Annotated in this window: 12 protein-coding genes; 10 read left to right on the top strand and 2 right to left on the bottom strand. The window is 36.3% G+C overall.

The genetic code is table 11. The features are described 5' to 3' along the window. Window positions 1-179 precede the first annotated feature (179 nt). Together Q4503_RS00835 and pgi are read left to right on the top strand one after the other, a co-directional pair. Window positions 180-1,523, top strand: a complete 1,344-nt coding sequence (locus Q4503_RS00835) for a hypothetical protein (RefSeq protein WP_303601131.1) — start codon at window positions 180-182, stop codon at window positions 1,521-1,523. 190 nt (window positions 1,524-1,713) lie between these two features. Next, window positions 1,714-3,360, top strand: coding sequence for a glucose-6-phosphate isomerase (pgi, locus tag Q4503_RS00830; protein ID WP_215971768.1), 1,647 nt, complete (start codon window positions 1,714-1,716; stop codon window positions 3,358-3,360). Window positions 3,361-3,473: 113 nt separating this feature from the next. Here pgi and Q4503_RS00825 read toward each other — a convergent pair whose 3' ends face one another. Then, a complete protein-coding gene (locus Q4503_RS00825) occupies window positions 3,474-4,400 on the bottom strand; it encodes an N-acetylglucosamine kinase (RefSeq protein ID WP_215971767.1) in 927 nt (308 codons plus the stop codon). A 682-nt stretch (window positions 4,401-5,082) separates the two neighbouring features. Here Q4503_RS00825 and Q4503_RS00820 point away from each other — a divergent pair. Genes Q4503_RS00820 through Q4503_RS00810 form a run of 3 tightly spaced genes read left to right on the top strand, consistent with a single transcriptional unit; the run spans window position 5,083 to window position 8,826 of the window. After that, window positions 5,083-6,180 carry an amidohydrolase family protein gene (locus Q4503_RS00820; RefSeq protein WP_303601130.1) on the top strand — a complete coding sequence of 366 codons (1,098 nt, stop codon included), beginning with the start codon at window positions 5,083-5,085 and terminating at the stop codon, window positions 6,178-6,180. Between the two features lie 36 nt (window positions 6,181-6,216). Then, on the top strand, window positions 6,217-8,328 hold the full coding sequence (locus Q4503_RS00815) for a glycoside hydrolase family 36 protein (RefSeq protein WP_303601129.1): 2,112 nt from the start codon (window positions 6,217-6,219) through the stop codon (window positions 8,326-8,328). Between the two features lie 3 nt (window positions 8,329-8,331). Beyond that, entirely contained in the window at window positions 8,332-8,826 is a 495-nt protein-coding gene (locus Q4503_RS00810; RefSeq protein WP_215971764.1) for a TlpA disulfide reductase family protein, read from the top strand. Window positions 8,827-9,215: 389 nt separating this feature from the next. On the opposite strand, the gene greB is transcribed toward Q4503_RS00810, so the two are convergent. Beyond that, entirely contained in the window at window positions 9,216-9,683 is a 468-nt protein-coding gene (gene greB / locus Q4503_RS00805; RefSeq protein ID WP_215971763.1) for a transcription elongation factor GreB, read from the bottom strand. A gap of 229 nt (window positions 9,684-9,912) precedes the next feature. Between greB and Q4503_RS00800 the strand changes: the two genes are divergently transcribed. The 5 genes from Q4503_RS00800 (at window position 9,913) to spoT (ending at window position 15,413) form a co-directional block, all read left to right on the top strand. Then, window positions 9,913-10,623 (top strand): DUF445 family protein, encoded by a 711-nt coding sequence (locus Q4503_RS00800; RefSeq protein ID WP_303601128.1) that lies wholly within the window; start codon window positions 9,913-9,915, stop codon window positions 10,621-10,623. 156 nt (window positions 10,624-10,779) lie between these two features. Beyond that, the gene (locus Q4503_RS00795; RefSeq protein WP_215971761.1) at window positions 10,780-11,970 is read left to right on the top strand and encodes an amino acid aminotransferase; all 1,191 of its coding nucleotides are present in this window, start codon (window positions 10,780-10,782) and stop codon (window positions 11,968-11,970) included. A 163-nt stretch (window positions 11,971-12,133) separates the two neighbouring features. Beyond that, window positions 12,134-12,769 carry a guanylate kinase gene (gene gmk, locus Q4503_RS00790; RefSeq protein WP_215971760.1) on the top strand — a complete coding sequence of 212 codons (636 nt, stop codon included), beginning with the start codon at window positions 12,134-12,136 and terminating at the stop codon, window positions 12,767-12,769. Between the two features lie 99 nt (window positions 12,770-12,868). Beyond that, window positions 12,869-13,156 carry a DNA-directed RNA polymerase subunit omega gene (gene rpoZ, locus Q4503_RS00785; protein WP_303601127.1) on the top strand — a complete coding sequence of 96 codons (288 nt, stop codon included), beginning with the start codon at window positions 12,869-12,871 and terminating at the stop codon, window positions 13,154-13,156. Window positions 13,157-13,304: 148 nt separating this feature from the next. Then, window positions 13,305-15,413 (top strand): bifunctional GTP diphosphokinase/guanosine-3',5'-bis pyrophosphate 3'-pyrophosphohydrolase, encoded by a 2,109-nt coding sequence (gene spoT, locus Q4503_RS00780; protein WP_215971759.1) that lies wholly within the window; start codon window positions 13,305-13,307, stop codon window positions 15,411-15,413. Window positions 15,414-15,425 lie beyond the last annotated feature (12 nt).

Raw genomic sequence — 15,425 nt, 5'->3', positions numbered from 1 at the left:
TATTATTTAACGATTAAACCATGCGAAAAATCGCATGGTTCTTTCAATGAATATTATAGTACAAGTGTTTAAATACAATTGAGCCTCTTCCATAAAAATATATACCGCCAAATTATAGTTAACAATAACCAAGCGTAACAACACCAAATATTGTTGATTTCATTTACTTTGAGAGTTTTATGAAAGCTAAAAATTACAGTAAAAAAAAATATACTAATATAATTCATTTTTTTACGATTTTTTATTTATTGCTACTCCTTAATGCCTGTGGTGACTCCTCTTCAGGTGATGCAAACACTCACATTGATAATACAGAGCTTTCATTTCGCTCTATACCATTACAATCATCCATCGATCGAGTACAACCGATGACAGGGATCGTGTATTGGGCTGATAATTTAACAACATTAGACGACTTAGGAGATAATGTGCAGCTTGAATATGCTTATATTATTTACGCCGATGTTGTTAATGAAAAAGGTATCTATGATTGGACAAGCATTGATAATTTGTTAACAAATATAGAACAAAGGGGTCATCAAGCCATATTACGCTTTCGTTATACTTACCCTGGAAAAACACAAAGCTCAGTACCTAAATATATAGAAACAACACCTGATTATAATTCAACAATAGCACTAGTAGAAGGACGCAACACATACTTACCTGATTGGAGCTTTAAAGGGCTAGAGGAGTTTACATTAGATTTTTTTAGTGCCTTTGCTAAGCAATACGACAACGATCCTAGAATTGCTTTCTTACAAGTAGGATTTGGCTCTTATGCTGAATATCATTTATATGATGGTCCTGTAAATCTAGGTCAAAATTTTCCCTCAAAAGCATTTCAAACTGACTTTTTGAAGCATTTACATCAAGAGTTCAAACAACTGCTTTGGTCATTTTCTATTGATGCTGCTGACCCTAATTACACGCCTATAGCTGCAGACCCTGATTTACAGGCACTTAATTTTGGCCTATTTGACGATTCATTTATGCATGAAATGCATTCTACTAGTGATGATGAATATAACCGTGCGAATTGGTTATTCTTTGGCGAAAATAGATATAAAACAAATCCTGCAGGTGGAGAATTTAGCTACTATTCTGACTATGACCAAATGAACGTGTTAAATCCAAATCAAGGCTCTTATGGAAAAAACTTCGAGTACTTCGCTAGCCTGTACCATATTAGTTATATTATAGGTAATAACCAGTCTTCGTATCAAACACCTAGCCGTATCAAAGATGCAGCAATGGCCACAGGGTATAAATTCAAAGTTGAGGCATTCGCCTCGTCTAGTGTAGCCAGCAAAGTCGTTATCAAAAATATAGGTATAGCACCTATATATTATGATGCTTATGCCACTGTAAACGGTGTTCGTTCAAGTGCATCTCTTAAAGGATTATTACCTAACGAAAGCAAAGTTTTTGATGTTGCTATCGGCGGTGATAACCCTATTTTGACCATTGAAAGTGATCGTTTAGTTCCAGGTCAAATTATTCAATTCGACGCTAACTTATAGAGAGTTAATAAAGTACACATCACAAAATAAAATACACATGAAGTACCGATGAAAAGCTCTATATAACGTGACTATTTTGCTACATTTCAATTGACCTTGTATATCAATGTAGCCACCTTTCTTTGCGTAATAAAAGATCATGTAAGAATCAACTCAACAATATAATCACCTAATTTTTAAAGGTAAAAAAATGAAAAGCAGAACAAATTTAGAAAGCTGGAAAAAATTGGTTGCTCATGCAAAAGACATGAAAGATCAACATATGAATGACTTGTTTGCTAAAAATCCCAGTCGTTTCAATGAATTTTCTATAAAATTAACCCCTTTTATACTCGACTACTCTAAAAACATCATAACAACAGAGACTATGTCTTTATTAACACTGTTAGCTGATGATTGTGAAGTACAACAATGGCGTGAGAAAATGTTTAATGGTACTGCCATTAACAAAACAGAAGAGCGCGCGGTATTGCATACGGCATTACGTGGCTCGGTAACTAAAAATACCGATACCTTTGAAAAAAACATTACGTCGAATGTAACAAAATCGCTCGAAAAAATAAAAAAATTTAGTGATAAAGTGCGCAAGGGTGAATGGTTAGGTTATTCAGGAAAGCGCATCACTGATGTTGTAAACATTGGTGTTGGTGGCTCAAATTTAGGTCCACAAATGGTCACAGAAGCTCTTAAGGGCTATAGTGATAACAGTGTTAATACACATTATGTTTCTAACGTTGACGGTACACAAATCGCAAATATTTTAAAACCGTTAAACCCTGAGCAAGTACTTTTTATTGTTTCTAGTAAAACCTTTACCACAACTGAAACCATTACTAATGCTCAAACCGCGATGAAGTGGTTGGTAGCATCATCGTTTGACTCTAGCGCTGTAGAGAAACACTTTATAGCGGTGTCTTCTAACAAGGTAAATGCCATTGAATTTGGTATTCTCGAAGAAAATATTTTTGATATGTGGGATTGGGTTGGTGGTAGATTTTCCTTATGGTCTGCTATCGGATTACCTATTGCTATTGATTTAGGTTTTGAAAAGTTCACCGAGTTACTTGCTGGCGCTCATGAACTAGATGAGCACTTCTATCATGCGCCATTAAAAGAAAATGCACCAGTATTACTCGCTTTATTAAGTATTTGGAACTGCACTTTCTTAGGTGCTCAATCACAAGCTATTTTACCTTACGATCAAAATCTACATATGTTTTCAGCTTATATGCAACAAGCTGAAATGGAAAGTAATGGTAAATCAGTTTCTTGGGATGGTGATAAAATTGACTACCCTACCGTACCAACCATTTGGGGTGAACTAGGAATTAATGGACAGCATGCTTTTTATCAATACTTGCATCAAAGTAATAATGTTGTGCCTGCTGACTTTATAGGCTCTATCGAAAGTGTAACACCTGTTGATGGTCACCATGAAACATTAATGGCTAACTTTTTTGCACAAACCCAAGCATTAATGAAAGGGGTTGATGAAGCTCAAGTACGAGAAGACCTGAAAGCGAAAGGTAGAACACAAGAATATATTAATAAAGTAGCACCCCATAAAGTGCACCAAGGTAACCGCCCTACTAATTCTATTTTAATGAAACAATTATCACCTAAAACACTCGGTAGCTTAATTGCACTCTATGAACATAAGATTTTTGTACAGGGCATTATCCTTAAAATATGTTCATTTGATCAATGGGGTGTTGAGTTAGGAAAAGGTTTAGCAAATAAAATACAACTTGAGCTACAAAAGAGTGAAGTAAATACAAATCATGATAGCTCAACTCAAGGGTTGATAGAATATTATATGACCGAGCGAAAGATTTAGGCCAGTGTATGATTTAAACTAGTATAGACAATGCTACATATTTTCAATTTTACTATGTAGCACTTTCGATATTATCCGTTAGGTTAATTTATGTTAACCAATAACATTTAACTTTATAACGTCGATAACTTTTCTGCATATAGAGCCGCACCAATAACTGGACTGCATAATGGCTCGTAAACTTTATAATGATTTGGCAAGCGCTCTAAAGCTTTAACAAAAGGGTCTAATACAAACTTCCCAGCATTAAAGATACCGCCAGAGTATGACACTTTGATAATATCTTCGTCTTTAAATGCTAATGATTTTGTTGTGCCTTCTACTATGTCAGCTAATTCATTAGCGGCTTCTGCCAAAATTGCAATGGCATGCTGATCGCCTTCTGAGGCTGCTTGATAGACTAACGCCGAAACAGCAGCTATTTTACTACGCTCAGAATTCCAATGACAAAGAACAAGCGCCGTTATATCTAAATCATAATCAAAATCCAAAGTAGATTTTAAAATATCATACAAAGGACCTTTACTTAACCGACCATCACTCATTTTTGTAAATACTTGTAAACCTTTACGCCCCACCCAATAAGCAGAGCCTTCATCGCTAAAAACTTCCCCCCAGCCACCACAACGAGCAGTTTTCGTTTGGTTTACACCATAAGCGATAGAGCCAGTACCTGCGACAATATTAATACCGTCAGCACAGTCAAAGGCTGCAGCCCAACCATTGACCATATCATTATCACATTGATACTTTTCTGCACTCATAAAACTTGAAGGCAAAGCATCTATTTGGTTAATTAATTCGCTATCTTCGCCGTATGCCGGTAAACCGAAAAAAGCAAAAATAATATCGTCAATTGATCCTGAGACTTGTTCAAGTAATGCTAAAACACCTGACTGAAGAATCGATTGCGCACCTTCCAAACCGACTTCAACATGATAACAGGTTCCGAGTTCATGGGTCGCTACTACATTACGCTGCTGATCCAATAACACAAATGCAGTTTTGGTTCCCCCACCGTCAACCCCTAAGTAATACACAATATATCTCCTCTTATATTATTCATATCTTTTAAACTTATGAATATCTACATACTAAAAAATGCTCATTACTACGATATAAAATAGTAGGGACATTTAATACATGTCAAAAAATTATAAACTTGAATACAACAACCATATATTGCATTCATTTAACATTCGTTAATCCTGAAAAATTCATGTCTAAATGATGGGCTATAACCTACTCATATAGTGATAAGAACTGTATTTAAAGAATTAAGCACTAGTCTTTCGTGAAGTAACGGAGTAATCCCCCGATAAAATATTTAGATAGATGCTTTCGAAATATAAACAAGAGTATGAAACAACTAAATTTAAAAGTAAATCACTTTAAACTTTCACTATCTTTCAATAGATGATATCCAAGTATAAAAGTTCATATTAATCTTATATCAACCTGCACAAAAACCTTCAGTAACTTTCTTTTTGTTGACAGCGCTTTCAATATCCTTCAGTATGATATTATTCTTTAGTAACAGCGACAATAAAGCCAACAATATTAGCAGTACATCCCATGCATTAAGCTAATATATGACTTTATTCTCTTCTTATACTAAAAATCGTTTTTCAGTCATGTTGCTGTAGCCCATTTATTGCCTATATAACATAAAGATAAAACCTAATAACGAATAAAGTACTAAATTTATATCAAGAGATTATTATGAAAAAATACTTAGTAGCAATTTCCGTTATCACACAGGCTCTTGCTGCCTGTTCAACCCCTAATAGTAATTTAAATAATCAGTATTACACCATGGTTGATTACTATGCAGTAAAAAAAATTGATGCGCATGTACATGCAAATAACTCATCTACTGCATTTATTATGCAAGCAAAAAATGACAATATGAAATTGCTTTCTATTAATGTTGACTACCAAGATTTTCCGAATATTGATAAGCAAGCAGAGATTGCCCACCAATTTGCGAAAGAACATCCAAATAAATTCTACTTTGCAACGACTTTCTCTATGGAAGGGTCAAACAATGGACAGTGGAAAAATAATGTTATTAAGCGTATAGATGCCGAAATTGGAGAAGGTGCGGTTGCTGTCAAGGTTTGGAAAAATATTGGGATGGCAGAAAAAGACAATAAACAAAACCTCATCATGATTGATGATCCTCTTTTTACGCCTATTTTTAAACATTTAACAGATATTCATATACCACTTATTGGTCATCAAGGTGAACCAAAAAACTGTTGGCTTCCTGTTAGTCAAATGACGGTAAATAATGATAAACAATATTTTACTGCTCATCCACAATATCATATGTATCTTCACCCTGAGATGCCTAGCTATGAAGACCAAATGCAAGCACGTAACAATATGCTTAACAATCATCCTACATTGCAATTTATGGGCGCTCATTTAGCTAGTTTAGAGTGGAGTGTCGACCAAATCTCAATATTTTTAGATACTTATCCCGATGCCGTGGTTGATTTAGCCGCAAGAATGGGACAAATTCAATATCAATCTACACTGGATAGAAGTAAAGTACGTAATTTCTTTATTAAATATCAAAACCGTATTTTATATGCCACAGATTTAACCCATTCTCCAACAGTAAGTGATGCCCAGTTCAAATCACAAGCACATAAAAAATGGCTCGAAGATTGGCAATATTTAACTAGTAACCAAACTATTTCCGTACCAGAAGTCGACGGCGAAATCATAAGTTTAGCGTTACCGAAAAATGTCATTGATAATTTATATGCTAAAAATGCTATTCGATTTTTCAATCTAGCTCCAAAAACATAATAACATTCAACATACATAATATTTTAGAGGTTAAAAATGAAAAAAAATTATGCTTACAGCTTACTCATTTTTGCAATTAGTCTTTGCTCTCTTGTTAGCTGCGCAAAGCAGTCTAGCACCCCAAATACAGAAGAAGATATTGTATACTCAGTAAAAACTAAAGATATTACAATTTCATTTAATAACCAGTTACACAGTAAAGTTTCAGGAAACATAAAAGGAAACATAAAAGGAAACATGATGTCATTAGGCGATATGCAGCCTAGTGAATATGTAGTAACTCTTGAGAATAAAATCATTTCTGATTTTAATTTTATTGAGAAAAGCGTCCAAAAAGTCAACAATGAATTAGGCGCTGGAACACAAATAACATTAAATGGTTTATCAAGTGAAGGGCTTATAAAGAAAACAATTGTGAGCATATATGAACGTTACCCTACCATGGTATTTTTTGATGTTAGTTATACAAATACAAGTGAAAACAGCATTAAAATTACCAAATGGGTTAATAACCATTACTCACTATTAGCCCCTAAAACGAAAAGCGCAACACAGCCTGATTTTTGGTCATATCAGGGTGCTTCCTATGCAGATCGACGCGATTGGATAACCGCGATAAACCCAGGGTATAGCCAACAAAACTATATGGGCATGAATTCATCAGATTATGGTGGAGGTACAGCTGTTGTAGATTTATGGCGACAAGATATTGGTATTGCAGTCGGTCACGCTGAAACATCACCAAAATTAGTTTCCTTACCGCTTAGTTATAAACAAGAAAAGCGCGGAGCAACTATTCATATAGAATTAGAAAAAGGTAATGAATTAAAAATAGGCGAAACGCTCAAGACCATTCAAACATTTGTCAATATACATAATAAAGATTATTACGCAACGCTTAAAAATTATCGTAAGGTTATGGCGGATAAAGGCTTAAAAATGGCAGATGTACCAGACTCTGCTTATGATCCTGTTTGGTGTGCTTGGGGGTATGAACGTAACTTTAATGTTGATGAAGTACTCGGTACCTTAAAAAAAGCAAAAAACATGGGATTAGAATGGGCTGTACTTGATGATGGGTGGCAAACAGCCGAAGGCGATTGGTACTTAGACCGTAAAAAATTCCCAAATGGCGATAAAGACATGCAAAGCTTCGTTAAGAAAATTAATGATGCTGGACTTAAAGCTAAATTATGGTGGGCGCCTTTAGCAGTTGATCCAGGCACAGATTTGTTGCATGAACATTCAGATATGTTACTACTCGATAAAAACGGTGCTGTACAAGACATTACGTGGTGGAATAGTTTTTACCTTTGTCCAGCTTATGAAGGAACGATTGAACACAGTAAACAACTTGTTAGAAAAATGTTAGGCGAATGGGGCTACGAAGGTTTAAAAATTGATGGTCAGCATTTAAATGGTGTTGCTCCTTGCTATAACCCTGCACATAATCATGCATATCCAGAAGAATCAGTAGAAAAGTTAGGCGAATATTGGGAAGAAATATTTAAAACAGCTAAAGAGATAAACCCTGAAGCAGTTATTGAAATTTGCCCTTGTGGTACCTCCTATGCTTTCCATAACTTACCCTATATGAACCAAACAGTTAGTTCAGATCCTCTTACTTCTTGGCAAGTACGTCATAAAGGTAAAACTTTAAAAGGGTTAATGGGTGATTCTGCACCATACTATGGTGATCATGTTGAACTAAGTGATAATGCCAATGATTTTGCATCTTCTGTTGGTATAGGCGCAATTGTTGGCACTAAGTTTACTATGCCTGGTTCAAAAGGTGCTGGTGCAGCATATGCACTTGATGACGAAACAGAAAAAACATGGACAAAATGGATAACGGTATACAAAGAGAAAATGCTACCTAAAGGTGTTTACCTAGGTGAATTATATGATATTGGGTTTGATATACCTGAAACCCATGCCATTAGAAAAGGAGCCAATATGTATTACGCATTCTATTATGATGACTGGCAAGGTGAACTTGAATTACGTGGCTTAACGCCTGGTAAGTATCAAATAAAAGACTATATAAATAATGTAGTATTAGGAACAGTTGACGCATCATCAGCTACATTAACGACTAAATTTAAAGGCTATTTACTCATAGAGTTATCGCCTGTAGTGAGTAAATAACAGATGAAACTACTGATATGTATGCTACTTTACTTAATATCGTCATTTTGTATAGCCGAATCATTAGCGGTTAATGATGCTGCCCCTGCATTTACCCTGCCCTTATTAGAAGGTAAAGAAAAGGTCACCTTGTCTGACTATAAGGGCAGAGTAGTATATATTGATTTTTGGGCGTCATGGTGCATTCCATGCCGCCGATCATTTCCTTTTCTAAATAAATTGCAAGCACAGTATGCAGATAAAGGTTTTGAAGTTATAGCCATTAACCTTGAGCAAACCCCTGAGGATGCAAAAAAGTTTTTAGCTCAATTTCCGGTTTCATACCCGGTTTTAAAAGGCGACAATAGTAATATTGGTCAAATCTATAACATATTCGCTATGCCCACAGGTTATTTAATAGGTAAAAAAGGCAATGTTCGGGTCAAAAATTTAGGTTTTGATAAAGCCCAAGAGAACTACCTTGAAGCAATGGTTGATAAACTTGTTTCTGAATTTTGAATCCGATCATTTGGGTAAAACAATTGAAGTTTTACACTAGTTCAGGAAATATAAATAAGTTGGATTAAAGACAGAGACGTTAAACTCATTTAGCTTAACCAATATGACTATGCCAAGATTAGCAAGGACTATCGGAACTCCCTTGCTAATCACAATAGTAACCTGTCAAACCAATCAACCTTGTACCTAAGCCAATTAAAGCTATTACACAGCAAAAATGAACGACTTACTAATTACTAAGCAATTGCTATGCTTCATCACATTATTGTGTGGTTATACTCTCAAGTAATATAAAACCAAGTAACCTAAATCACGCTCAACAACGATTAAAAGCTGGATGGTACTTTAGTGGAGTAGAAAACGATGTGATTTTAACCAACGCTTAAATGTTAATAATTAATGCTTAATACCGTCCAATATTTTTCCCCTGAAGGCGTTCTCACAACCGCTTCATCATCTATTTCTTTTTTTAATAAAGCCCGTGCCATTGGTGAATCAATAGAAATATAATCATTACGACCAAAAATTTCATCAGGGCCAACTATTTTAAACTTAAGCTGCTCACCCTCTTCATTTTCCAGTTCAACCCATGCACCAAAAAAAACTTTTCCTGCTTGCTGTGCATTGTAATCAATGACTTTAATATCTTCGAGTCGCTTGGTTAAATATCGAACTCGACGATCAATCTCTCTTAGGCGCTTTTTATTATATTGATAGTCCGCATTTTCTGATCGGTCACCTAAGCTCGCCGCCCAAGAAACTTTTCTGGTTGTTTCAGGGCGCTCCACCTTCCAAAGGTGTGTTAATTCTTTTTGCAGTAGTTCAAAACCTTCACGGGTAATTAAATTTGTTTTCACGTTGGACTAACCTTGTAATTTACTTATCAGCTACTCATAAGCACTTAGCAGATACCTAGCATTGACAACGATTTATCAATCATTGAATAAGACATTATTTTATCTCAATTATTACTATTGGTATTATTCTAGCTAAGGGGATTCAATGCTATCATAGCATCGAATTTACCTTGCTAAAATAATAGTGAGAATAACACGCTAAACCCAACACCTAATCATGGAGCCTTCAATGAATAAAAGTATTATCACCAATTTTATTGCCTTAATAAGTACTTTATTAGGTTTATATCTCGGTAATCATATTTTATATACCGTTGGATTATTTGCTCTATCTGGCGCCATAACCAACTGGCTTGCTGTACATATGCTTTTTGAAAAAGTGCCATTATTGTATGGTTCTGGGGTAATTCCCGCACGTTTCGAAGATTTTAAACTCGCTATCCGCCAATTAATGATGGAGCAGTTTTTCACTAAGGAAAATATCGACCGTTTTTTATCAAACGGCTCTGGAGCGTCTACCAGTATAGACTTAACAAACGTTATTGAAAAAATCGACTTAACTCCTGCTTTTAACAACTTAGTTGCCGTAATAGAAAATTCATCATTCGCGCCTATGTTAGCCATGGTTGGCGGTAGCGAAGCACTTCAACCAATGAAAACGCCTTTTATAGAGAAGATGAAAGTATCAATTCAAGAAATTAGCCAAAGTGAACAATTTACTACGTTACTGCGTGAAGAATTAGAACAGCCTGACATGATTGAAAACCTACAAGCTAAAGTCAGCGATATAATTGAAAAACGTCTTAATGAATTAACCCCTCAGTTAGTGAAAGAAATCATTCAAGCGATGATAAAAAAACACCTAGGCTGGTTGGTCGTTTGGGGCGGTATTTTCGGTGGTATCATTGGTTTAATTGCAGCACTAACTACTAATTTTTAAGCCTTATAAAAGATCTATCATCTAAAGTTAAAAAATAGTCTTAAACATTAAACAAAAACCCTTAATTTTGCTGTGATTTTGAGCTATGCTGCTTTTTCTATTTCTGGGGTTTGCATAATCAAATTCAGCCCCGTACTTATAAGGTAAATTTCAGTCATGTTTGCTAGCTTAAAAACTTCTCCTGCCGATCCTATTTTAGGTCTATTAGCTAAATATCGCGAAGACACCAATCCTCAAAAAATTGATTTGGGTGTTGGTGTTTATAAAAATGAAGCCGGTGAAACCACTGTGCTTAATTGCGTGAAAAAAGCAGAGCAACATCGTACTGATACCGAAACCAGTAAAGTTTACTTAGGCCCAACAGGCTCAACACTTTTCAATGATGAAATGAGTAAGCTTATTTTTGGCGAAGATCATAAAGTATTAAATGAACACCGTGCTCGCACTGTTTCTACTCCCGGAGGAACAGGTGCATTGCGTGTCGCTGCTGAGTTTATTAAGTCATGTAAAGCCGGTGCGACTATTTGGGTAAGTAATCCTACATGGGCAAACCATACTGGGTTATTTGAAGCGGCTGGTTTAACGGTAAAAACCTACCCTTATTACGATTACGACAATAAAACACTAGATTTTGATGGTATGTTAACTGCCCTTAAGCAAGTTTCAGCAGATGATGCCGTGTTACTACATGCCTGTTGTCATAATCCAAGTGGTATGGACTTAAACAACGAACAATGGCAACAAGTGGCTGAGGTAGCAAAATCGGTAGGTTTTACACCCGTTATCGATATGGCATACCAAGGATTTGGGCAAGGCTTAGACGAAGACGCTTACGGCTTGCGTTTAATGGCAGCATCAGTAAACGAAATGGTAGTTTGTAGCTCTTGTTCAAAAAATTTTGGTTTATATCGTGAGCGTATTGGCGCTTGTACTGTTATCGGTGAATCAAGTGTACAAGCAGACATTGCCTACTCTGTTGTGTTAAGTGTGGTGCGTGTGATTTATTCTATGCCTCCAGCTCACGGTGCGGCATTGGTTGAAACTATTTTAACTTCTGATGAACTACGCAATGAATGGTATGTTGAATTAGCAGAAATGCGTAATCGCATAAATGGTAACCGCCAACTTATTGTTGATAAACTCATTGAAAATGGCGTGACTCGTGATTTTAGCTTTATTACTAAACAAGCTGGTATGTTTTCTTTCTTAGGAATAACACCAGCGCAAGTTCAACAATTACAAGATGAATACAGCATTTATATGGTTGGCTCTAGCCGCATGAGTATCGCAGGTATTGCTAAAAGTAATATTGACTACTTAGCACAATCAATTGCTAAGGTATTATAAGTAAACCGATAAATTATTATTTATCATCAAGGCTAGGTTTTTTTTATTCTAATAGAGTAAAATAGAGCTTAGCCTTTTTCATTTAAGGCATATTAAGTCTTGAATGTACTTTTTCATTTAACTTTTCAGTTAACTTCTATCTCATAAAACAAAGGAAAACATTGTGACGGCTTCTGGTAACTTATTCATTCTTTCAGCTCCAAGTGGTGCAGGTAAATCGAGCTTAATTAAAGCACTACTTGAACAAGGCAAAGAAACACCATCAAGACCCATGCAAGTTTCTGTTTCCCACACAACTCGGGCACCTCGCCCTGGTGAAAACGATGGTGAGCATTATCATTTTGTTTCTGTAGAAAACTTTAAAACTCAAATTAAACAAAATGCTTTCTATGAATATGCAGAAGTGTTTGGTAATTATTATGGCACTTCAGAAGCCGCTATTGATGCTCAACTTGCTCAAGGTATTGATGTATTTCTCGATATTGACTGGCAAGGTGCACAACAAGTACGAATGAAAAAGCCATCAGTCACCACCATATTTATTAGCCCGCCATCTCGACAAGAATTAGAAAAACGCTTACGCGGCCGCGGTCAAGATAGTGAAGAGATAATAGCGAGTCGTATGGCTCAAGCTCAGCAAGAGTGTTCACATTTTCAAGAATTTGATTACATTGTAATTAATGATGACTTTCAGCAAGCATTAGCTGATCTCACCACTATCGTAAATAATCAACGCCTCAAGTGCAGCCAACAAATGGTTCAACATAAAACACTACTTGATGAATTAGTAGGTGAATAACTGGAAATTTTCTATCTCAGCACGGCTTTTGCTTGCTAAATGACCTCGTACTGCGTAAAATGCAGCGCTATTTTATGAATTTTAAGTTGGAGTGACCACATGGCTCGCGTAACTGTTGAAGATGCCGTAGAAAAAGTCGGTAATCGTTTTGATTTGGTGTTAGTTGCATCACGTCGTGCTCGTCAAATTGCAACTGGCGGTAAAACACCTTTGGTTGATATTGAAAATGACAAACCAACGGTATTAGCTTTGCGTGAAATCGAAGCGGGTTTAATCACCACTGATGTAATGGATTCCTCAGATCGCCAACAACAGATTCAGCAAGATACTGCTGAGTTAGATGCTGTTGCTGCAATTGTGGGTAGTCAAACACAAGAATTAGATTAAAAATAAAACTTATTTAGTTTATTTTTGATCCACTTGAAAGCGCGTAATCTATTCTTTAATAGTTACGCGTTTTTTATTGCTTTGCATTTGCCTTAAAGCCACGTATTCTAATAAATCAAGTTGTTTTAACATTAATTTGGAGTGATAGGTGTATCTATTTGAACCATTAAAAGAATTAAGCTCAACCTATCTATCAAAAGTACAAGTTGATCTGCTTAAACATGCCTACATAGTGGCAAGAGAAGCACACGATGGGCAAATGCGCTCTAGCGGTGATCCTTATATTACTCACCCAGTTGCAGTCGCGCTAAATTTAGCCCATATGCATTTAGATCATGAAACCTTAATGGCAGCACTACTTCATGATGTAATTGAAGATACCAACGTTACTAAAGATGAGTTAGCCGAGCTATTTGGCCACACAGTGGCAGAGCTAGTTGAAGGTGTTAGTAAACTAGACAAATTAAAATTTGATAATAAAGAAGAAATGCAAGCGGAAAACTTTCGCAAAATGGTACTCGCCATGGTGCAAGATATTCGCGTTATCTTAATCAAATTAGCGGATCGAACACACAACATGCGTACATTAGGCTCACTAAGACCTGATAAACGCCGTCGTATCGCCCGAGAAACACTTGAAATATATGCCCCAATAGCCAATCGCCTTGGTATTCACGATATAAAAAATGAGTTAGAACTTTTAGGCTTCCAAGCACTTTATCCAATGCGTTCAAGAGCACTAAAATCGGCCGTAAAAAGTGCCCGTGGTAATCGAAAAGCAATTATTGATAATATACAAGAAGAAGCTGCTGGTCGCTTAAAAGAAAGTAATATATCCGCACAAATTTTAGGGCGTGAAAAGCACTTATATTCTATCTATCGTAAAATGTTGAACAAGGAACTAATGTTCAATGAAGTGATGGATATATACGCTTTCCGCGTTATTGTAGACGACAGCATTGACGACTGTTATCGCGCTTTAGGCGCTATGCATAACTTATTTAAACCGATAGAAGGCCGTTTTAAAGATTATATCGCTATCCCTAAAACAAATGGGTATCGTTCGCTGCACACCTCACTGATAGGCCCACATGGTATTCCAGTAGAAGTGCAGATTCGTACCAAAGATATGGATCAAATGGCAGACAAAGGGGTAGCTGCACACTGGTTATACAAAGAAGGAAGCGATCAATCAGACACTACTGCACAAATGAAAGCTCGTCGTTGGATGCAGAGCTTATTAGAACTTCAGCAAAGTGCCGGTAGCTCGTTTGAATTTATTGAGAATGTTAAATCAGATCTTTTCCCAGAAGAAATTTATGTATTCACCCCAGAAGGCCGTATTATCGAACTTCCAATGGGTGCTACAGCCGTTGATTTTGCCTACGCAGTTCATACTGATATAGGTAACTCTTGTGTCGGGGTTAAAGTCGACCGTAAACCTTACCCTATGAGTCAACCTTTAGATTCGGGCCAAACAATTGAAGTTATCACTTCCGCCGCCGCAAGACCAAATGCCACCTGGCTCAATTTTGTGGTTACTGCCAAAGCAAGATTACAAATCAGAACTTACCTTCGTAGCAGAGAACAAACTGAATCGAAAACATTAGGTAGCCGCTTATTAAGCCATGCCTTGGGTAAAGTGAAACTTGAAGATATTAGTAAAGAGAAAATTGCCGAAGTTGTTAAACAAAGTGGCAATAAATCCTTTGATGAGTTACTCACTAATATAGGCTTAGGTAATGCATTAAGTATTGGTATTGCTAGACGCTTAACAGATGAATTCACTGAAGACAGCGAACTCCCTCCTGTAACACACAAAGCCAAAATGCCAATAAAAGGCACCGAAGGTATGTTAGTTAGCTATGGTAAGTGTTGCCGTCCAATTCCTGGCGACGTTATTCTCGCTTACCTTAGCCCTGGTAAAGGTTTAATGGTACATCAACAAGGTTGTCGTAATATTAAAGGGCACGAGCCAGGTGCTTTATTTCCAGTGAAGTGGGATAAAGATATAGACAAAGAGTTTATCGCTAAACTAAGAATTGAAATAATTAATCACCAAGGTTCATTAGCAATGCTAACCACGGTTATTGCTAAATGTGGCTCAAATATCAATAGCTTGAATTCAGGTGAGAAAGAAGCTGGGTTATATGTAATGGATCTAGAAATCACCTGTCGTGATAGAATCCATTTAGCCGATATTATTCGTAAAATAAAAGTAATGGTGCACGTACAACGCGTCATTCGAAATAAATAAATATAAGCAAAG

Source organism: Colwellia sp. 6_MG-2023, assembly GCF_030547765.1.
GTDB lineage: Bacteria > Pseudomonadota > Gammaproteobacteria > Enterobacterales > Alteromonadaceae > Colwellia.
The sequence above is the reverse complement of the archived record's forward strand: the minus strand, read 5'-3'. Positions and strand labels throughout refer to the sequence as shown.